General features: G+C 73.5%; 17 protein-coding genes. 11 read left to right on the top strand and 6 right to left on the bottom strand.

Translation table 11 applies throughout. The features are described from left to right. Positions 1–36: 36 nt before the first annotated feature. A complete protein-coding gene (gene eccCa, locus ABZV00_RS05360; RefSeq protein WP_355602077.1) occupies positions 37–4002 on the bottom strand; it encodes a type VII secretion protein EccCa in 3966 nt (1321 codons plus the stop codon). Positions 4003–4168: 166 nt separating this feature from the next. On the opposite strand from eccCa, the gene eccD reads away from it, so the two are divergent. After that, positions 4169–5566 carry a type VII secretion integral membrane protein EccD gene (eccD, locus tag ABZV00_RS05355; RefSeq protein WP_355602074.1) on the top strand — a complete coding sequence of 466 codons (1398 nt, stop codon included), beginning with the start codon at positions 4169–4171 and terminating at the stop codon, positions 5564–5566. 75 nt (positions 5567–5641) lie between these two features. On the opposite strand, the gene ABZV00_RS05350 is transcribed toward eccD, so the two are convergent. Further along, positions 5642–6829, bottom strand: coding sequence for a type VII secretion protein EccE (locus ABZV00_RS05350; protein WP_355602072.1), 1188 nt, complete (start codon positions 6827–6829; stop codon positions 5642–5644). 159 nt (positions 6830–6988) lie between these two features. Between ABZV00_RS05350 and eccB the strand changes: the two genes are divergently transcribed. The 8 genes from eccB (at position 6989) to ABZV00_RS05310 (ending at position 13776) form a co-directional block, all read left to right on the top strand. After that, the gene (gene eccB, locus ABZV00_RS05345; RefSeq protein ID WP_355602070.1) at positions 6989–8515 is read left to right on the top strand and encodes a type VII secretion protein EccB; all 1527 of its coding nucleotides are present in this window, start codon (positions 6989–6991) and stop codon (positions 8513–8515) included. Between the two features lie 89 nt (positions 8516–8604). Further along, on the top strand, positions 8605–8973 hold the full coding sequence (locus tag ABZV00_RS05340; RefSeq protein WP_328422934.1) for a hypothetical protein: 369 nt from the start codon (positions 8605–8607) through the stop codon (positions 8971–8973). After that, the gene (locus tag ABZV00_RS05335; RefSeq protein WP_355602067.1) at positions 8966–10228 is read left to right on the top strand and encodes a hypothetical protein; all 1263 of its coding nucleotides are present in this window, start codon (positions 8966–8968) and stop codon (positions 10226–10228) included. The genes ABZV00_RS05340 and ABZV00_RS05335 overlap by 8 nt, the downstream gene beginning before the upstream one ends. Before the next feature lie 204 nt (positions 10229–10432). Continuing rightward, positions 10433–10789, top strand: a complete 357-nt coding sequence (locus ABZV00_RS05330; RefSeq protein WP_328422930.1) for a hypothetical protein — start codon at positions 10433–10435, stop codon at positions 10787–10789. Between the two features lie 262 nt (positions 10790–11051). Then, complete coding sequence (locus tag ABZV00_RS05325) at positions 11052–11849, top strand: hypothetical protein (RefSeq protein WP_355602064.1); 798 nt, start codon at positions 11052–11054, stop codon at positions 11847–11849. Between the two features lie 102 nt (positions 11850–11951). After that, positions 11952–12293 (top strand): YkvA family protein, encoded by a 342-nt coding sequence (locus tag ABZV00_RS05320; protein WP_328422926.1) that lies wholly within the window; start codon positions 11952–11954, stop codon positions 12291–12293. Between the two features lie 31 nt (positions 12294–12324). Further along, entirely contained in the window at positions 12325–12732 is a 408-nt protein-coding gene (locus ABZV00_RS05315) for a TIGR03618 family F420-dependent PPOX class oxidoreductase (protein WP_355602061.1), read from the top strand. A gap of 381 nt (positions 12733–13113) precedes the next feature. Next, on the top strand, positions 13114–13776 hold the full coding sequence (locus tag ABZV00_RS05310) for a C39 family peptidase (RefSeq protein WP_355602059.1): 663 nt from the start codon (positions 13114–13116) through the stop codon (positions 13774–13776). Between the two features lie 10 nt (positions 13777–13786). Here ABZV00_RS05310 and ABZV00_RS05305 read toward each other — a convergent pair whose 3' ends face one another. Further along, complete coding sequence (locus ABZV00_RS05305; protein WP_355602057.1) at positions 13787–15112, bottom strand: FUSC family protein; 1326 nt, start codon at positions 15110–15112, stop codon at positions 13787–13789. A gap of 199 nt (positions 15113–15311) precedes the next feature. On the opposite strand from ABZV00_RS05305, the gene ABZV00_RS05300 reads away from it, so the two are divergent. Next, positions 15312–16454, top strand: coding sequence for an AI-2E family transporter (locus tag ABZV00_RS05300; protein ID WP_355602055.1), 1143 nt, complete (start codon positions 15312–15314; stop codon positions 16452–16454). Here the strand turns inward: ABZV00_RS05300 and ABZV00_RS05295 are convergent. After that, positions 16449–17129, bottom strand: a complete 681-nt coding sequence (locus tag ABZV00_RS05295) for a dienelactone hydrolase family protein (protein WP_355602053.1) — start codon at positions 17127–17129, stop codon at positions 16449–16451. The genes ABZV00_RS05300 and ABZV00_RS05295 overlap by 6 nt on opposite strands. A gap of 165 nt (positions 17130–17294) precedes the next feature. Between ABZV00_RS05295 and ABZV00_RS05290 the strand changes: the two genes are divergently transcribed. After that, entirely contained in the window at positions 17295–17474 is a 180-nt protein-coding gene (locus ABZV00_RS05290) for a hypothetical protein (RefSeq protein WP_328422914.1), read from the top strand. 74 nt (positions 17475–17548) lie between these two features. Here ABZV00_RS05290 and ABZV00_RS05285 read toward each other — a convergent pair whose 3' ends face one another. Then, the gene (locus ABZV00_RS05285) at positions 17549–19921 is read right to left on the bottom strand and encodes a glycosyl hydrolase family 65 protein (RefSeq protein WP_355602050.1); all 2373 of its coding nucleotides are present in this window, start codon (positions 19919–19921) and stop codon (positions 17549–17551) included. Further along, positions 19918–20709, bottom strand: coding sequence for a beta-phosphoglucomutase family hydrolase (locus ABZV00_RS05280; protein WP_355602048.1), 792 nt, complete (start codon positions 20707–20709; stop codon positions 19918–19920). The genes ABZV00_RS05285 and ABZV00_RS05280 overlap by 4 nt, the downstream gene beginning before the upstream one ends. Between the last annotated feature and the right edge of the window lie 35 nt (positions 20710–20744).

The following is a 20744-nucleotide window of genomic DNA, read 5'->3' as shown; positions in this document are numbered from 1 at the left end:
CTGGCGCACGGAACGACGTGGCCTGACCCGGCCTCGTCACGACGGCTCCGACCAGGCGGTCTGGATCAGCTGCTGGCCGTCGCGGCGGCGCACCAGCGTGCCCCGGCCGGGCGGCTGCGGGCTCGGCCGCAACGCGCCGAAGACCGCGCCCTCCTCCCGGCTGCCGGACATCAGCAGGCCGGGCGAATCCAGCTCACGCAGCCTCTGCAGCACAGGCTCGTAGAGCGCCCGGGACACCCCGCCGACCCGCCGCGTGATGACCAGGTGCAGGCCGATGTCGCGGGCCTGCGGCAGCAGCTCCAGCAGGGCGCTGAGCGGGTTGCTGCCACCCGAGGCCACCAGGTCGTAGTCGTCCACCAGGATGTACAGGTCCGGGCCCTTCCACCAGCTGCGGTCGCGCAACTGGGCGGTGGTCACGTCCGGGCCGGGCAACCGGTTGGTCAGCGCACTGCGGATCGAGCCCAACCCCTGGGCGAACGCCTGGTTGGACGGGGCGTAGTCCAGCAGGTGGTCGCCCTCCACCGCGCCCAGCAGCCCGCGCCGGTAGTCGGCGATCACCAGCCGGGCCTGGGCGGGCGTGTACCGGTCGGTGATGCCCCGGGCGATCAGTCGCAGCAGGTTGGTCTTGCCGCACTCGGCGTCGCCGAAGACCGTCAGGTGCGGCTCGTTTGCCAGGTCCAGGTAGACCGGTGCCAGCGCCGACTCGTTCACGCCGATCGGCAGGCCAGGCGCCGACCGGTCGATGATCCGGGCCAGCTCGGCCACCGGCAGCTTGCGCGGCAGCAGCCGCACCTTCGGCGCCGGCCGGCCCGGCCAGTTGGCCGCCACGTGCCCGGCCAGGGCGATCGACGCCTCGCTCAGATCGTCGATGTCCCGGCGGCCGTCGATCCGCGAGACCGCAGTGAGGAAGTGCAGCTTGTCGCGGGTCAGGCCACGACCGGGCGCCTTTTCCGGCACGTTCATCGCCGAGCGACGGTCGATCTCGGACTCCGAGGCGTCACCCAGGCGCAGCTCCAGCTTGGTGCCGAGCAGATCCCGCATGTTGATCCGGATCTCCGCCCAGCGCACCGCCGTCAGCACCACGTGCACGCCGAAGCCGAGGCCCCGGTTGGCCAGCGTGGTGATGGTCTGCTCCAGCTCCTCGTACTCCTGGCGCAGCGTGTTCCACCCGTCCACCACCAGGAACACGTCGCCGAACGGGTCGTCGGCGAACTCGCCGGCGGCCCGACGACGGCGGTAGCTGGCCACCGAGTCGATGCCGTGCTGGGCGAAACGCGCCTCCCGCTCGTCCAGGACGGCGACCACCTCGGCCACCGTACGGCGCACCGCCTCGACGTCCCGCCGGCCGGCCACCCCGGCCATGTGCGGCAGCCGCTCCAGGCTGCGCAGCGCGCCACCGCCGAAGTCCAGGCAGAAGAACTGCACCTCGCGCGGCGTGTGGGTGAGCGACAGCGAGGCGAGCAGCGAACGCAGCATGGTGCTCTTGCCGCTGAGTGAACGGCCGACGATGACCACGTTGCCGCCGGCCCCGGCGAGCTCGACCATCATCGGGTCACGGCGCTGCTCGTACGGCCGGTCCACCACGCCGACCGGCACGGTGAGCCGCCCTCGGCCCGGCCAGGAGGCGGTGCACAGCCCGTACGTCGGGTCGACGGCCAGCGGGCCGAGCAGCTCCCCCAGGCCCGGCGGGTCGGCGAGCGGCGGCAGCCACACCTGGTGCGCCGGACGACCCCGGCCCCTGAGCTGGTCGATCAGCACGTCGAGCATCGCGACGGCCTTACCGTCGGCCGGCTGCTCCGGCTCCGGCGCGGTGTCCACCGGCATCTGCGGGATCTGCGCCGGTATGAAGTCGAGGCCGTACGGCACGATCCGGCGCTGCACCAGGGCCTGCGACGCGGAAGCCTGCTGCCCCGGCGCCCGGTACGCCCCGGACACGTACGCCGCTCGGAACCGCAGCATCGTGCTGGTGTCGGTCTTCAGATAGCCGTGGCCCGGCGCGTTCGGCAGCTCGTACGCGTCCGGCACGCCGAGCACGATCCGGCTCTCCACGGCGGAGAAGGTACGCAGACCGATCCGGTACGACAGGTGGGTGTCCAGGCCGCGCAGCTTGCCCTCTTCCAGCCGCTGGCTGGCCAGCAGCAGGTGCACGCCGAGCGACCGGCCGAGCCGGCCGATCATCACGAACAGGTCGATGAAGTCGGGCTTGGCGGCGAGCAGCTCACTGAACTCGTCGCAGATGATCAGCAGGCTGGGCATCGGCGCCAGCGGTTCGCCGGCCGCCCGGGCCTTCTCGTACTCGAAGCGGGAGACGTAGTTGCCGGCCGCCCGCAGCAACTCCTGCCGGCGCACCATCTCGCCCGCGAGCGCGTCGCGCATCCGGTCGACCAACGGAAGCTCGTCGGCCAGGTTGGTGATCACGGCGCTGGTGTGTGGCAGCGCCTCCAGGGAGGCGAACGTCGCGCCACCCTTGAAGTCCACCAGGACGAAGTTCAGCTCCTCCGACGAGTGGGTCACCGCCAGTGCGGCCACCACCGTACGGAGCAACTCGCTCTTGCCGGACCCGGTCGCACCGATCACCAGGCCGTGCGGGCCCATGCCCTCGTGCGCCGACTCCTTGAAGTCGAGCTCGACCACGTTGCCGTCCGGGCCGACGCCGAGCGGGATGCGCAGCCGGTCCCGGTGACCGCGCGGGCGCCAGGTCTGGTGGACGTCCACCGCCGCCGCGTCGCCGACGCCGAGCAGGTCGGGTAGCTCCGTGCTGCGAGCCAGCGGCTCCTCGTTGCTCGTCTGCTGCTGGGAGAGCCGGAAGGGGGCGATCTGCCGGGCCAGCCCCTCGGCGGCCTCGGCGCTGAGCCGGTCCGGTCGGCCGAGCTGCGAGGACGTGCTCCCCCGGACCAGGTCGAGCGTGCTTCCGTCGCCCACGTCGAGGCAGAGCAGCCAGCGGCCGGCGTCGCGCGGCACCGTTCCGGAGAGGTCGATCATGGTGGCGCCGAGCAGGCCCTGACCCACCAGCTGGCAGGTCGGCGAGATCTCGCCGCCGTCGATCACCACGACCAGGTGCTGCGCGGTCGTGAGCGGCTTGGCCTCGGGCGCGAACCGGGGCCGCCCGGCCAGCTCCCCGGCGAGCGCCGCCTCGGCCTCGGCCAGGCTGGCGAAGACCAGCCGGCGGGCGCCGGCGGCGTCCGTACGTCCACTGTGGTGGGCGTGCGGCAGCCACTTCACCCAGCCCCAGGCCGACTGCCGGTCGGGCGCGGCGACCACCGCGATCACCAGGTCCTCCGGGGCGTGGAACGTGGCCAGCTGGCCCAGTGCCGCCCGGGTCAGGTCGAGCACGGGCTCCCGGTCACCGCGCAGCACCACCCGACTGAACGCGCGCACCGACAGCGCGGTCGGCAGGTCGGGCACGGTGGAGTGGGCGCGGACGAACCGGCGCAACGCGATGGCGCTCATCGGCTCCAGGTCCTCGACCGGCTTCGTCTCCGGCGGAACGATCTCCACCGCCAGCCGCTGCGGGCCGAGCGCGATCCGGGTCTCGCCGAAGTCGTCCTCGGTGATCCGTCGCTCCCAGAGCCGCCGGGACGCGGCGATCGACCAGAGCGCGTCGGGCTCCGGGTGACGCCAGGCCATCGCCGCCCGCTGCTGCTCCGCCGCGCGCCGGGTGCGCTTGCGCATCTGGGCCAGGTAGCGCATGTAGTCGCGGCGTTCGGCGTTCACCTCGGCCTTGTCCTTGCCGCCGCTGTTGCTCAGCGAGCCGATCGCCATCCCGAGCATCGAGACGCCGAACAGGCCACCAGCCACGTACGTCATCATGCCGCCGCCCCGGCCGGCGTAGAGGAAGGCCATCGCGCCGACGCCACAGAACATCGGCAGGATCATGAGCACCTGCCCCATCCCTCGGGGCGTGGGCTCGGGCAGCTCAGGAGGTGACTCCAGTAGCACCTCACCGCGCGGCAAGGCAGGCCCCGGCTGACGCGGGAGCCGGCGGAACACGACCGTGCTCACGGCTGTCTCCTCCCCAGAAGCGGCCCTGATGACGTGCAGTCGCGAACCAAAGTCCGCGGGTGGGCATCGTACGTGCCCGCCATCGTAGGTAATCTCCCGTGGGCGCGGTGGACCCGCACCGCGGCACCCCGGCCAGCTGATCGTAGACGGACACCTGGAGGCCACTGTGGCGACGAAGACGGCGACCGGTGGTCTGAGCCGGATCACCATCGTGGCACCCCGTACCCGAATGGACCTGGCCCTGCCGTCGGACGTGCCGATGGCGGACCTGCTGCCCACTCTGCTGCGCTACGCCGGGGAGGACCTGGCCGACGACGGCGTGCGGCACGGCGGCTGGGCACTGTCCCGATTGGGCGGTGCCCCCCTGGATGGCGGACGTACCGCTGCGCAGCTCGGCGTGCGCGACGGCGAGGTGTTGTATTTCAACCCCCGGTCCGCCGCCGCGCCGGAGATCGTCTTTGACGACGTGGTGGACGCGGTCGCCACCGCGACCAACCAGCGCCCCGGCGCCTGGCAGGCCGGCTCGACCCGGTCCTTCGCGGTGCTCTTCGCCGCGGCCGCGCTCGGTGCCGGAGCGCTCGCCGCGCTCTTCGCGGGTCCGCCACACCTGCCCGGCGCGCTGGCCGCCCTGCTCGTCACGGTGGCGCTGCTGGTCGTCGCGGCGGTGCTGTCCCGGGCTGCGGGTGACAGCCGGACCGGGGCGGTGCTGGCCATTGTCGGCCTGGTGCACGCCGGCACCGGCGGTCTGCTGCTGCTCGCCGGCGACCGGTCGCTGACCGACCTGGCCAGCCCGCACGTCCTGCTCGCGGCCACCGCCGTGGTGGTCGCCGGGGCGGTGGCCGCGCTGGCCGTCGGCGACCGCTACCCGCTCTTCTTCGGCGCGATCGGGGTGGGTGCGGCGACCGGTTTCGGCGCGGTCCTCTGCCTGATCTTCGGCATCGACGCGCCGGCCGCGGCCGCGGTGATTGCGGCGGTCGCGTTCGGCGCGGTGCCGGCGTTGCCGATGCTGGCCTACCGGCTGGCCCGGCTGCCGGTGCCGTCGATCCCGACCGGTCCGGAGGACCTGAAGACCGACAGCGAGTCGGTCGACGGCCGCCAGGTGCTCCAGCTCAGCGAGCGGGCCGACCAGTTCCTCACCGGCCTGCTGTGGACGGTGTCGCTGCTGGTGCTCGGCGCGCAGCTGGTGCTGGCCCTGGACGGTCGGCTGCCGGCGGTGCTGTTCTGCCTGGTGCTGGCCCTGCTCTCGCTGCTGCGGGCCCGTCCGCTCCTGGGCCGCGCCCAGCGCACCCCGGTGCTGCTGGCCGGCACCGTCGGGCTGGGCCTGGCCGCCGCGGCCACCTTCGCCGGCGGGTCGCTGCCGGTCCGGCTCGGCCTGATCCTCGGCGGGCTGCTGCTGGCCGCCGTGGTCAGCCTGATCTACGGCCTGACCGTGGCCGGCAAGCGCATCTCCCCGGTCTGGGGCCGGTTGCTCGACATCGTGGAGATCCTGCTGATCATCTCGCTGGTCCCGCTCGCCGTCTGGGTCTGTGGCCTGTACGGCTGGATCGTGAACCTGCGGCCCTGACCCGAGGGCTCCGCCGCCCAACTGACCGGCCAGGCGAACGGCCGGTCAGTGGGCGGGCGGTCAGCGGGCGGGCGGTCAGCGGGGTTGTGGGCCGGAGAAGCCGCCCAGCGCCGATGCGACCGGTGCGCTGGCGTACACGCCGGGGGCGTGCTGCCCGTCCACCGGTCGGGGTGACGTGCCGGCCCGCTGCGCGACGTCCTGGACGACCTTGACCAGTGCCTCGACGTGGTTGTCCATCGCCGCGACGCGCACCAGCGGCGCCGCCACCCGCCCGTCCGGCGACACCGCCGCGGCCACCGTGTGCGAAGGCGCGGAGGTCGCGGTGATCGCTTCCACCAACGGGCCGAGCGGGGCGTCCGACCGGCCCCGCAGGGCCAGACAGCGGTGCGTCCAGCCGCCGCCGCGCAGCCCCTGCCAGGTCTCCGCTGGCGGCTCCGGCACCAGGTCCAGCCCGGCGGCCGAGACCACGGCCGCGCGCAGCTCGTCGCGGCCCAGCGGCCGGTGGGCCAGCCCGGCGGCGGTCAGTGCTTTGCCCAATCTGCCAATTCCGGCAGCCAACGTCCGGTGTACGCCGGGCAGCCCGCCGCCCCGGCTCACCGTCTCCACCCGAGCGTCGCGGACGGTGAGCCGCAGCGCCACCCAGACGGTCCGGTGCGCTGCCGGCGGCGCACCGGGCGCCGGGTACCAGACCAGGGTGTGCGCGACGACCTGAGCCCGGGACACTGGCGCGGCGAATTCCGTGAGCACCCGCAGCGCCCGGTCCACCGCCGACGCGTCCATCGAGCCGACCGTCGTGCCGGAGGCGGGTTGCAGCGCGACCGCGGCGAACCAGCCCTGGGCGTCCTGCCCGATGCCGAGCCGGGTGCCCCGGTCGGTCAGCTCGATGACGGTCAGCTCGGGGGCGAGCGCGGCCAGCCGGGGGTCCGCCGCCGTACCGTCGGCCAGCGTCGCCGCGGCACGCTCGCGGCGACGCCGCAGCCGCCGCCGCAGCAGCAGGTCCTCGAACCACCAGCGGCCACCCCGACGGGCGAACACGGCCAGGACGACCAGCGCCGCCACCGTGCCCACCGCGGCGAGCAACCAGCTGGGCCCGGCCCCCGCGGCCCAGACGGCGACCGCGCAGACCTCCAGCACGACGAGCTGCCCGACCAGCACCGGGCCGACCCGTCCCCGGCCGGGGCGATCGGCCGGCGGGGTCGCCCGCGCCGGGACGCCGGACGGGTTCTTGGCCACTCGGGCGGGTCGCGCCTGAACCTGCGTCATCGGTGACTGTCCCTCCTGCACGGTACGGCTGCGCCGGGTCGTTCCGGCGTCGGCCAAGGGCGGTGGTCCCAAAGACCCGCCGTCGGCCCCTTATCGTAGGGAAGCCCGCGACGGCGTTCCGACCTGATCGTCGCGGATCCACCCCGCCGGAGGTAAGTCATGCGGACCCGCCGCGATCAGGTGCAGGCGTACCGCTTCGTCACCCGCCGGATCGTCTCGGCGTTGCTGTCGGGCGATCCGGAGACCACCAACCTGCCGATGCGACGGCTCGGCATGGCGATCTTCGGCAGTGTCATCGCCGCCGCCGTGGTGCTCGGCGGGGTCGGCGCGTACGGCCAGTTGACCGGGAACACCGCGCCACTGGAAGAGAACACGCTGGTCATCGAGCGGGAGAGCGGCGCGACATACGTGTTCGTGGAGGGGAAGCTGCTCCCGACGCTGAACTACACGTCCGCCCGGCTGATCCTGGACACGGCGGATCCGACGGTGCGGACGATGTCCCAGGCGTCGCTGCGGGACCGGCCGCGCGGCCGCACCGTCGGCATCGTCGGCGCGCCGGACGCGTTGCCGGACCGCAAGTCGCTGACCGGTCTGCCCTGGTCTGTCTGCGACGTGCCCGACCCGGCCGACCCGCGCCGCTCCAGCACCCGTGTGGTGATCGACCGTGCGCTGCCCGGCGGCACGCCGCTGGGTGACCGCGCGGCACTGGTCACCGTGGACGGTCAGCGGTACCTGCTCACCGGCGGCGCCCGGCTTCAGGTGCTCGGCGGCGACCAGGCGATCGCGGCGCTGAAGATGACCGGCACGACACCGCTGCCGGTCGGGCAGCAACTGCTCAATGCCGTACCGGCCGGGCCCCCGCTGCGTAAACCGTCGCTGCCTGGCGAGGGCGAGCGCAGCGGCCTGGCCGTGGCCGATCGACAGGCCAACATCGGTCAGGTGTTCAAGGCCGCCGGGCAGCACTACGTGCTGACTCGGGAAGGTCTCGTCTCAATTACTGAGATCACCGCGCTCTTGATGATTGGCGGCGGCGGTCAGATCACCGACATCACCCCGGATCAGGCCGGCCGGCTGCTGACCCAGCAGCGGGTGGACGAGGAGGGCCTGCCCCTGACGCTGCCCACGCTGTACGCGGCCCGGTCCGGGCAGACCGTGCTCTGCGCCACGTACCGGGCGGGCAGTGGGGGCGGCCCGCCGACCACCACCGTCGAGGTCTTCGACCGTGCTCCGGCGGAGCTGACCGCGAGCGCGTCAGGCCCGGTGCCGGTACGCCAGGCTGCCCGGGACTCGGTGCGCACGGCCGAGGCGGTGCTGCTGCCCGGCGGCAAGGGCGTGCTCGCCCAGGCAGCCCCCGGCGCTGGGACCAGTGGTTCCGTCGCCGCCGGGTCGACGATCTACCTGATCAGCCCGCAGGGCGTCCGGTATCCGCTCGGGTCGGCTGAGACGCCGGCCGTCCTCGGCTACAGCGGGGTCACCCCGCTGGCGGTGCCCGGCTCGCTGCTCTCGTTGATCCCGACCGGGCCGAACCTCAACCGGGCGGACGCGTCGGCTTTTTTTTCGCCCGGTGGTCCGTCGTCGGCGGCGCCAGCACCGGAGCCGACGCCGCCCGCCTCGCCCAGCGGCACGCCGGCGAGCGGTGGGGCGGGTGGCGGGGTGCCCGCGGCATCGACTGGAGCCGACGACTGAGCGGCTCGGACGGGTCGCCCCGCGTCGCACTGGTGGACTAACCTGAGAGCTGCTGACGGTTGTCAACCAGAACGACGGGGATGTTTGCCATGACCGGGCGTACGGAAGTCGACCTGCTGTCCCTTGAGGACTTCCACCTGCACCTGGCGGCTCGGCTGAGCCAGGCCGAGTCGGTGCTGCGAAAGCTCAACACCGAGATGCAGTGCCGCCCTCCGGCGTTGGGCTCGTTCACCGACGCCACCGACAACGCGAGGCGCTACAGCGATGTCCACCAGTCCTACGTGGTGCAGGCCGAGCGGCTCCGGCAGGCGGTGCAGGCGGCACAGCAGGCGACCAGCACGATCCTGACCAACTACCGCACCGCCGAGGCGCGCAACGCGGCCAACGCCACCGACATCACCGCCGCGCTGACCGGGGTCGACCGGGCGTTGGGGCCGAAGGAGGACGGGCGTGTCTGAGTACACCCAGCGCTACCAGGGCAACAGCCACCAGCAGCTGTACGACGCCGTGATGGCCGGCAAGCCCGAGCAGATCGAGGGTGTGGCCGCCCAGTGGTCCGCCCTCAAGGGCATCCTGGACGGTCTCGGCCGGGAGCTGAGCGGCGACCTCGAAAAGCTCGGCAACACCTGGACTGGCTCGGCAGGTCTCGAGTTCCAGCGGCGGCTGATGATGATCGTCGCCCACACCGAGGCGCTGGGCGAGGGGATGGCCGGCGTCCAGCAGGGGCTGACCATGATGGCCGGCCAGCTGCGCACCGCGCACAAGCAGGCGGAGAGCCCGGAAGAGACCGACGACAACGACCAGACGATCTCCGGCGCCCTCCGGGGCGGCGCCACGTTCGGCCTGCCCGGCGCGGTGGTCGGGGGCATTCTGGGTCACCAGCAGGACAAGGCAGAGCAGGAGAAGGCCCATCAGCGGATGGTGAACGTGGTGGCCGAGCTGGCAGCCGGCTACGACCTCTCCGCCTATGACCGGGTGGTCGACCCGCCGCCTCCCGACCCCGAGACGCCGAAGACGGTCCGCGATGACCCGACGACGCCACGCAGCGTTCCGGGCACCGACACGCCGAGCGCCGCGCCCCTCGCCACCAAGCACACGGCACACACCGGCGACGCGACCATCACGACGCCCGACCGTGTGGGCCAGCCACAGGTCGTCGGCGTCGCGCCAGGCACTGGCCAGGACGGCGTGGGCACCGGCGGCGCGCCGGCAGTCGTCACCGGTCCGGGCAGCGACTCCGCCACCGAAGGCGGCACCTCCCTGGCCGGCGCGGAGCCGGTGCTCGGCGGAGCGCCGCCCGCCGGCGGGACCGCCGGCCTGTCCGGGCCGACCACCGTGACCGCCAGCGCCGGCGCTGGGTCAGGCCTGCTCTTCGGAGGGCACGGCGGGGCTCCGGCCGGCGGGGTGCTTCGCACCGCTGCCCTCGCCGGTTCGAGCAGCACGCCCACCGCCTCGGTCCGGCCGGCCGCTGGCCCGGCTGCACCCGACAACCGCCCCGCCACCGGGATGGGTCGCAGCATTGACGGGCGGCGCGGCGAGACTGCCGGCCGAGCGGCGGCCGGCAGCGGCGCGAAACGCCCCGGGGTGCTTGGCGGGCACGGCCGGCCGGAGGACGACGAGTCCGACGACCGGCTGACCTGGCTGACCGAGGACGAGATGGTGTGGGGAGACCACGGGGACGCTCCACCGCCGGTGCTCGGCACCTCCGGCTGACCCGATCCGCCGCCGATGCCCGACAGCGTCGGCGGCGCCCGAACGTGCCGCGGTGGCCCCGGCCGGACCCGATCCGGCTGGGGCCACCGTCATGTCGGGAAGGTGGATGGCCTGTCCGTCCACAGTGCGCATCGTGGCGGTGGTCACGCCCGAATGAGCCGTTGCCGAGCTGCGACCCGGCGGGTCGGGGGTTAGGTTGGTCGGGTGTCCTCCGCAGCGCTCGTCCGCCCAGCCCGGCGGGCCGTGCTGCGGTCACTGCGTGAGCTGACCCGGCTGGCGGTCACCGCGTTGGTGCTCGCCGTCGGCCTCGGCGGCGCGCTCGCCGCGACGCCACCCCCCGCACCGACGCAGCTGCGGCCCAGCGCCGTGAGCAGCCGGGTGGACACGCTCCGACCCGACGCCGTCGCCGCCACCGAGCGGGCGAGCCAGCCGGCCGCACCTCGGCCGGTCAGCACGGTCGTCGCCGCCGTGGCGACCGGTCCGGTCACCGCCGCGGAGCACCCGGTGACCGTCGAGCCCGGCCACGGCACCCCGTCCCGACGCGGCCCGCCCACCCGCTGATCCTGGCCGGCCACCGGCGCCCCCGACCCACCCGGTCCGGTGCCGGGTCACCGGTCCGGGTGCCGGATTCGTCGCCGTCCGCGTGACCACTCCGGCCGGAGATCACCAAACGGTGACCACCCGACAGCCGCGCACAGCGGTACCGCTCCGGGGCCCGGCGGCTCACTCCGCCCCGACGGCCAACCCGCCCCGGCCCTTGTTGCCGGAACACCCGTCCACCGCCACCCGTCGATACCCGTCGTTCGACCGCGAGGTGCTGATCATGCAGACCGTCCTCTCCGCCTTCCTGCCCGACGTGCCCCGGGCCGCCGCTATCTGGCTGAGCCTGCTCGGGGTGGTCGTGGTCGCTGTCGCCGCCCTGCTGCTGCGGCCCGGCAAGTTCCGCCTCGACCCGGGCTCCCGGATCCGTCGCGCGGCCATGCCCAGCCAACTCGAACAGGCCCACGAGGAACGGGAGCAGAGCCGCTACGCGCAGGAGGTGACGGTGGCCGCCGAGCGGGCCACCACCACCGCCCAACGCCGCCGGACGGAGTGGGTAGCCGCGCAGGAGACCGTCGAGGCCGCCTGGCAGGCGTACGAGGCGGCCGAGGCGGCCGTCCGACGGTTCGGCGCCGCAGCCGCGATGCCGCTGCCGCACACGGCCCGGACCCCGGCCGAGTACGTCGACCGCGAGCGCTACCTGCACCGGGCCGCACTGGACGCGTACTGGCGGCGGGAGCTGTCGGTGGAGCAGCTCAGTGACGTCTTCGGGCACCGCGACGGGTGGGACCCGCGGTTGCATCCGGTCGAGCAGGAGCTGGTGTTGCAGCGGGCGATCCGGGACAACCTGGCGGCCCGACACACTGCCGCCGTGGAGCGGGAGCAGGCCGCCTGGCGGGCCGCGGAGTCGGCTGTGGTGGCGGCCCGCAGCCTGCGCGAGGAGGCCCACGAGGCCACCGGACGGCGGGTGGCGGAGTCGGCTTCGGTGTTGCCGCTGAGCGAGGTCGTCCGGCCGCCGGTCGAGCAGACCCGGGAAGACACCGTGGTCGCCCGCGGACGCGCGGCGGTACCCGCGTTCTGACCGCTGGGACGCGCTGGTGCTGGCCGCCGGCCCCCGCGTCCGTGCGTAGCGGGCCGGTCCCGTCACCGGGCCGGGGCGGCCGTGGTGGGTTAGCGTGACGGAATGTCTCGACAGGCGTGGGTCCTCGTGGTGATCGCCGGCATCCTGGCCGTCGCCACACTGGCCGGTGCGGTGGTGCTGGCGGTGCGGGTGGTACGGACCCGGCGTCTGCTGAGCGGTCTCGGCGCGGGCGGCAAGGTCGCCTTCTACGGGGCGCTGATCTACACGATCTTCCCGGTCGACCTGCTCCCGGACCCGATCTACCTGGACGACATGGGCGTCCTGGCCGGCGCGCTGATCTACCTGACCCGGCTGGTGCACCAGCGCCGGGCGGCCGATCGCCGGCTGCCCGGGCAGCCGGACGCGCCGCCGGATCCGGACCGGGTACGCCGCCGCGTGCCATGATCGAGGCCGGTTCGGTGGACGGGGGACAGGCATGGCGGGCGATCACCAGTTGGACGTACGCGACGACCGCGTTGCCGCCTTCTGCGCGGAACGGCACCTCGCGACGCTGACCACGCTGCGCGCCGACGGCACCCCGCACGTGGTGCCGGTCGGGGTCACCCTCGACCCGGCAGCCGGGCTGGCCCGGGTGATCACCTCCGGCACCTCCCGCAAGGCCCGCCAGGTAGCCGCCGCCGGCGCGGCAGGCACCCCGGTGGCCGTCTGCCACGTGGATGGCCGCCGCTGGCTGACCATTGAGGGCCGGGCGGTGCTCCGGTCGGATCCCGCCGCCGTCGCGGAGGCGGAGCGCCGCTACGCCGAGCGGTACCGAACCCCGCGCCCGAATCCGGAGCGCGTGGTCATCGAGATCAGCGTGACCGGCCTCCTGGGCAGCCTCTGACGCCGCGCCACCTGCGCCGCTGGTCATCCTTCGCCGGTCACGCAAGTCGTGACCAGGCCGTCCCCGGTGTCCGGTCCGTTGATCGCTGCCCGGATCGTCCGGTTCTTCGCTCGACCCCGTGATGGTGTGGCGGGAGAGCCGTGAGCAGCGGCACGTCGAACCCGGAATCCCGCCCGGCCAGCAGCCGTTGCACCTGATCGCACCGCGCCTTGCCGGTTGCCGGCGGCGGAATGCCCGCCGGAGCAGGACGGTTACGTCCCCGGTAAGCCCACGGCCCGAGGCCGCCGCGGGTCGTCGCCCACCTCGATGAGCCGAGCGCCATTCCCGGTGCTGCTGCCCTCCACCAGTTGGAGGCACCAACCCCCGAACGGAGACTCGACCATGAACCCGATCATCCAGAAGAGCACGCTGTCCGTCGCCGGCCTGCTGGTCGCCGGCGGTTGCGCCCTCGGTCCCGCACTGGCCGCGCAGGCCGCCCCGGTGCAGGGCACCCCGACCCCGTCGAGCCACACCGACCGGGGCAGCCAGCCCGGCCGCTCCGCCGAGCGGATCCTCGGCATCGACTACCAGGCCCAGCCGAACTTCTACTACTGCGGCCCGGCAGCGACCCGGATCGCGCTGTCCGCCCAGGGCAAGGCTCTGTCCCAGGACGAGGTGGCCACGCTCCTCGGCACCACCGAGGCGGGCACTCCCTCGGCCCTGGACACCACCCGCGTGCTGAACGAGCTGACCGGCGGCAAGTACCGGACCACCGAGATCCGTGACTCGGTGGCCCGCCCCGAACAGGTCGAGCAGCTACGCCGGGACGTGCTGGCCGCGCTGGACGCCGGCCGACCGGTGGTGGCCAACATCAAGGGCACGGCCGTGGACACCGACGGCAACCCGCACTCGTACGAGGGCGGCCACTACCTGACCCTGGTCGGCTACCGCGACGGGGGCGACACCATCCGGATCGCCGACCCGGCCAACCCGGCGCTGGGCGAGTACTGGATGAGCCTGCCGAAGGTCGCCAACTGGATCGCCGAGCGCGGCTACTCCTCCTGATTCTGGCGGTTCACCGGGCCGGTCTCCCCCAGTCGGGGACGCCGGCCCGGTCGTCGTTCCGGGTCCGAGCGCTGAGCCGCGTCCGCCTGCGGACCCGGGCGGCGCGGTTCGGCGGGGCCCGGTGGATCTGCCGACGGGGCGGCGGATGGACTTCCGCCTCACCGGCGCCGGCCGCTCTGCGCACCATCCGATTGGCATCGTCCGGGTCACAACCGGTGGCCCGGAGCAGGTCGCTGCACGCGGTACGCAGGCCGGTCACCAGCGCGTCGCCGAACGAGTGCACCCCGATCGCAGTGGACCGACCGGCCAGTTCGGCACATTCCCGCACCAGCTGGCGGGTCCGCTCGGGATCCTTGCCGCTCCGGTGCTCGGAGTGCATCTCAGCCACCGCCTCGCCCAGCCGGCCCACCGCATTCGGCAACTCGTCCGGAATCGGCTCACCGTACTGGAGAGCGGTCGCCGTCCAGCGAGCCAGCGCTCGGACATCCAGCGTCAACCGCTCCAGGTGCTCCGCGCCGTTGGCGTACCGGCGGTACTGCTGACGCCGATGCCAGCGGGCCGGCGCGATCGTCACCACCTCCTCCGCCCCGCTGAGCGACTCGTGCAGCCGACCCAGGTCACCCTCGGTGGCGCGCAGCCGCTCCAGAATCTGCACCGCCCGTTCGGCGTCGCGCTCCCGCAGCGTCTGTGCCAGTTCGGCGAGCTGCTCGCGAAGGACCGTGACGATCGGCGCCACGGCCCGGTCCAGCACGCGCAACGGATTGACCGGCAACAGCAGAGCGACGACCAGCAGGCCGACCACCCCACCGACCAGTGCGTCGAAGATCCGGGGCAGCTCCAGGCCGCGTCCCATCGGGGCCAGCGTGGCGATCAGCACGGCCGTACCACCGGCCTGACCGACCAGCGCGCCACCCCGTCCAGCCACCAGCAGCGCGCTGGCGATGGCGAGCGCGACCACCGCGCCGGTCTGCCACGGCCCCGAGCCGAGCAGGAAGCGCAGCGCGTCACCGATGACGATGCCGATGCCCACCCCGGCCAGCAGCTCGAAGGTGCGCCGGGCCCGCTGCCCGATGGCGGTGGCGATCGTACCGACGGCGGCGGCCGGCGCGAAGACGTGCGCTCCGGGGCCGAGCAGGTGCTGGGCGATCAGGGCGGCCAGCGCCGCGGCCAGCCCGGCCTGGATCGCGATCACCAGGGTGATCTCCCACTGCCGGGCCCGAACCCGGCCGGCCTGCCCGCCCCGGCGCCGCACCTGTTCGACTGCCTGGCCGCCCAGCTCGGCGGCCTCACCGAGCCGCGACCGGTCGCGGTCGGCTGGTGGGCGGTCATCGGCCATGGCGACGGTTACCCGGGCGTCTCGCGGACAATCGTGCCAGGCCCCGGCGGGTGCAAACCGGGCAATTCGACCTTCACCGGATGGCTCGGACTACCTGGGCGCACCCGCCACGCCAGCGCTTCAACCGGTGTTGGAGCGATATGGGTGTCGGCGCGCCACTGGCCGGGTACCGACCTCGCGGAGATCGAGGAGGACCGACATGGCGGTAGACGAACCCGGGGCGGGCACCGGGGCGACGACGGACGGCTTCGGGCCGCGCCAGGCGTGGGCGGCCCTGCCCTGGCTGGTCCGGACCGCGGTGCTGTGGAGCGCCTGCCTGGTGGTGGTCGTCGCAGGGCTCTACCTGTTGGGCCGGATCGCCGTACTCCTGGCGCCGCTGGCCATCGCGCTGGCCGCAACCATCTTCCTCACCGCGCTGCTCGACCCGGTGCTGCTCCGGCTGCGCCGGATGCGACTGCCCGGGTCGCTGGCCGCGCTGCTCACCGTGCTGCTGCTTCTCGGCATCCTGGTGGGGGTCGGCGCGCTGGTGTGGAACCTGACCGCCAGCCAGTTCGACCAGCTCAGCCAGGAGCTGACCCAGGGGCTGGACCGAAGCCGGGACTTCGTCACGTCCACCCTGCCGGTCACCGACGCCCAGCTGGACCGACTGGTCGACCAGGCGCGGCAGGGGCTGGGTGGCAGCTCGCCGGACCCGGTGGCCGGTGCCCGGACCGCCAGCGAAGTGGTCGGCTCCGCGCTGCTCGCCCTGGTGCTGCTCTTCTTCCTGCTCAAGGACGGCCGGTCCATGTGGCACTGGGTCCTGTCCCGGATGACTGGCCCGAACCGGCCCCTGGTGACCGAGGCCGGCCGGGCCGGCTGGCAGACGTTGGGCGCGTACAGCCGGGGCACGATGCTGATCGCCGCGATCGACGCGATCGGCATCGGCCTGGCCCTGGTGGTGCTCCGGGTGCCGCTCGCCCTGCCGCTGGCGCTGATCACCTTCCTCGGCGGCTTCGTGCCGATCATCGGGGCGACGGTGGCCGGCGCGGTGGCGGTGCTGGTGGCGCTGGCCGCCAACGGGCCGACCACCGCGCTGCTCACCCTCGCCGCGGTGATCGCCGTGCAGCAGATCGAGGGCAACCTGCTGGAGCCGCTGGTCATGAAGCGGCAGGTCCGGCTGCACCCGGCGGTCATCCTGGTGGCGGTCACCGCCGGCACCCTCATCGCTGGCATCGCCGGCGCTTTCGTCAGCGTTCCGATCACCGCCGTCCTCTGGCGCATCATCGACACCGTGCAACGCCACCACTCCGCCTCGGGCGCCCCCGCTCCAGTAGGGGTGACCGATCCCCCGCCGACCTCATGATCGACGTACCGGGCTGGGAACAGCGCGGCTGAGGTGGGTGGTGAACCAGGTGCCGGCGTGGTCGGCGACCTGCTCGAGGGTGCCCGGCTCCTCGAAGAGGTGGGTTGCCCCGGGGACCACCCGCAGCTCGCCGACCTCCCCCAGCTCGGCCAGCGCCTGCTCGTTGAGCGCGATCACTTCCTCGTCCAGGCCACCGACCAGCAGCAACGTCGGCGTACGTACCTGGGCCAGAGCGGTGCCGGCCAGGTCCGGTCGCCCGCCCCGGGAGACCACCGCGCCCACCCGGTCGGCGCGGGACGCCGCCGCGACAAGGGCGGCGGCGGCACCCGTACTGGCCCCGAACAGGCCGATCGGCACCTCACCGGCGGGGCGCTCGGCCGCCAACCAGTCGACGATGCCGGCCAGCCGACTGGCCAGGAGCCCGATGTCGAACCGCAGTTCGGCGGTGCGCGCGTCCACCTCGTCCTCGGCCGGGGTGAGCAGGTCCACGAGCACCGTGCCGAGCCCTCGGCCGTTCAGCGTCTCGGCCACCGCCACGTTGCGGGGGCTGTGCCGGGAGCTGCCGCTGCCATGCGCGAAGAGCACCACGCCTCCCGGTTGAGCGGGCAACATCAGGTCGGCGGGGAGCTGGGCGTCCCCGACCGGGATGGTCACCGTGCTGCGTTGCTCGTCCATGCCCCACCTCCGCGTGCTGGCCTTCGTCCCGGATACCCCGCCTGCCGCCTGGCACGCCCCCGCACCGCCGCCGGGCCGCGTTTGCCGGATGGGCCGCCGGGTACGCGACGGGCGACCGCAGACCGTGTCGGCGCAGCCGCGCCCCGACGGATCGCGAGGATCGCCATGGCTCAGCAGCAGTCGTCCCGGCAACAGCAGATGAGCGAGCGGGACCGGCGCCAACAGGACGCCGAGCGCAACCGGGACTGGGCGGACGACGCCGCGCAGGCCCGCCTACCCGATGATCCCCGGGCGATGGCGCCCCGGGACGCGATCGGACGCCCGTCGACCGGCGAGCCCATCTGACCTCGGAGTCGATGACCGGGCGGGCACCGGCCCGTCAGGTGGCGGCCGTGGCGGGATCACTCCCGCCCCGGCCGTCACTGCTCGTGCTCGGGCAACCGCATCAGCGGCGACCGGCCCGGCGGCTGCTCCGGCGGCGGCCCGGACGGGTCGGCCGACGGCACCGGCACGGTGACCGGCTCATCGAAGGTGACCCGCAGCAGCTGGTCGTGGTGGCGCAACTCCACCACATCGTCCGGCCCACCGTGGCGCAGCGAGTACGTGGTCTGGTGCGGCCGGACGTCCACCCGCAGTGCCAGCCCGCGCCACTGGAGGGAAAACTCCAGCCGGCTGAGCCGGCTGGAGAGCCGAGGCGCGAACGACAGCTCACCGTCGTGGTCCCGCAACCCGCCGAGCCCTCCGACCAGGGCGAGCCACGCGCCGGCCAGTGAGGCCATGTGCACGCCGTCCCGGGTGTTCTCGTTGAGGTCGTGCAGGTCCATCAGCGCGGCTTCGCGCAGGTAGATGTGCGCCAGCTCGGGATGGCCCACCTCGGCGGCGAGCACGGCCTGGGTGCAGGCCGACAGCGACGAGTCGCGCACGGTCCGGCGCTCGTAGTAGAGAAAGTTGCGCACCTTCTGCTCGGGGGTGAACGCGTCCCCCCGCCAGTGCATAGCCAGGACCAGGTCGGCCTGCTTCACCACCTGCTTGCGGTACAGCTCGAAGTACGGGTAATGCAGCAGCAGCGGGTACTTCTCCGCCGGCGTGTGCGCGAAGTCCCACTCCTCGAGCCGGGTGAAACCCTCCACCTGCTGGTGGACGTCGAGCTCCTCGTCGTACGGGACGTGCATCGAGGTGGCCGCGTCCCGCCAGCTCGCCGCCTCCTCGTCGGTGACCCCGAGGTGGAACGCCGCCTCCCGGTAGCGCATCACCACCTCGGCGGCGGCGAGCAGGTTCCGCTGCGCCATCAGGTTGGTGTAGAGGTTGTCGTTCTTCACCGCGGTGTACTCGTCCGGGCCGGTGACCCCGTCGATGTGGAACTGCCCGTGCCGGTCGTGGTGGCCGACCGAGCGCCACAGCCGGGCGGTCTCCACCAGCAGGTCGAGCCCGATCTCCTGCTCCAACTCGGTGTCCCCGGTGACCAGCACGTAGCGCCGCAGCGCGTCGGCGATGTCCGCGGCGATGTGGAAGGCCGCGGTGCCGGCCGGCCAGTACCCGGAGGACTCCGGGCCCTCGATGGTCCGCCAGGGAAAGGCGGCACCCTTGAGGTTGAGCGTCTCGGCCCGTTCCTTGGCCTGCTCCAGCGTGCTGTGTCGCCAGTGCAGCGCGTTGCGCACCGCGCTCGGCTGGGTGTAGGTGAGCACCGGCAGGACGAACATCTCGGTGTCCCAGAAGGCGTGCCCGTCGTAGCCGGGGCCGGTCAGCCCCTTCGCCGCGATCGGCCGACGCTCGGCCCGGGCACCGGCCTGGAGCACGTGGAAGAGGCCGAACCGGACGGCCTGCTGCACCTCCGGGTCCCCGTCGACCCGCACATCGGCCGCGTCCCAGAACTCGTCGAGGTAGCCGCGCTGCTCCCGGCAGAGCCCGTCCCAGCCGTCCAGCCGGGCCCCGGCCAGCGCCGCGCCGACCTGGTCGCGCAGGGCGGGCAGCGACCGCCGGCTCGACCAGCCGTACGTCAGGTACTTGACCACCCGCAGCTTCTCGCCGGGCTTGAGCACGCAGCCGATCGTGGTGCGGACCCAGTCCTCGTAGCCCTCGGACTCGATGGTGGTGCGGTCTGGCCCGTGCACCTCGTGCTCCATCGCGGCGGCCACCCGCAGCCCGGAGACCTTGGTGCGGTGGATCAGCTGCCCACCGTCCGGGGTGGTCAGCTCCTCCTCGGCCTGCAACGGCGACTCCAGCACCGCGGCGACCCGGGGGTCCTTGCTCTGCGCGGGCAGCGTCTCGTTGGCCACCAGCTCGGACTGCACGATCAGCCGGAGCGGGCCGTCGACGGCCTCCACCTCGTAGTTGATGGCGGCGACCGACCGCTGGGTGAACGACACCAGTCGGGTGCTGCGGACCTTGACCTCCCGGCCGGCCGGCGAACGCCAGTGCAACTCCCGGTGCAGGGTGCCGGCCCGCAGGTCGAGGATCCGCTCGTGGGCGAGCAGCTCGCCGTAGCGCACGTCGAGCGGCTCGTCGTCGACCAGCAGCCGGATCAGTTTGCCGTTGGTGACGTTGACGATGGTCTGCCCGGACTCGGGGAAGCCGTAGCCGGCCTCCGCGTAGGGCAGGGGGCGCAGCTCGTAGAACGAGTTGAGGTACGTGCCGGGCAGGCCGTGCGGCTCGCCCTCGTCGAGGTTGCCGCGCAGCCCGACGTGGCCGTTGGAGAGCGCGAAGACCGACTCCGACTGGGCCAGCACGTCCATGTCCAGCCGGGTCTCCCGGACGTGCCACGGTTCGACCGGATAGGCCCGTTCCCGGATCACGCGAGACCCCGCTCTCCGGCCGGGCGTGCCGCCGACGGGTCGGCGTCGCCCATTTCGAGCAGCTCCGCGAGGTCCTTGACCACGATGTCGGCGCCGTGCGCGCGCAGCTCGTCGGCCTGCCCGACCCGATCGACGCCGACCACATAGCCGAAGCCGCCGGCCCGGCCGGCGGCCACCCCGGACAGCGCGTCCTCGAAGACGGCAGCCTGCGTCGCGTCGACGCCGAGCAGTCTGGCCCCAGCCAGGAAGGTGTCCGGGTGCGGCTTGCCACGCAGCCCCTGCGCCCGGGCGACCAGCCCGTCGACCCGCGCCTCCAGCAGTGGTTCCAGCCCGGCGGCGGCGACCACCTCGCGCCCGTTGGCGCTCGCGGTCACCACGACCCGACGCAACCCGGCGGCGGTGGCCTCCTTCAGGTAGCGCACCGAGCCCGGGTAGACCTCGACACCGGAGCTGCGCACGCGCTCCAGCAGCAGGACGTTCTTGCGGTTGCCGACGCCGTTGACGGTGTCGGCGTCCGGCGGGTCGTCCGGGCTGCCTTCGGGGAGCACGATCCCGCGGGAGGCGAGGAACGACCGGACGCCGTCGGCGCGGGGCCGGCCGTCGACGTAGTGGTTGTAGTCCGCGCCGGGATCGAACGGCTGGAACGGCTCACCAGTCGCCGTGGCCCGCTGCTGCAGGAACTCGTCGAACGTCCGCGTCCAGGCGGCGTTGTGCACCCGGGCGGTCTGCGTCAGCACACCGTCCAGATCGAAGAGACAGGCGGTCACATGAGCAGGTAGGCCCAGCACGCTACGAATCTAACCACCCAGCCAGGCCGCCAAAC

The sequence above is a fragment of the Micromonospora sp. NPDC005173 genome (assembly GCF_040608515.1).
In the GTDB taxonomy this organism is placed as follows: domain Bacteria; phylum Actinomycetota; class Actinomycetes; order Mycobacteriales; family Micromonosporaceae; genus Micromonospora.
The sequence above is the reverse complement of the archived record's forward strand: the minus strand, read 5'-3'. Positions and strand labels throughout refer to the sequence as shown.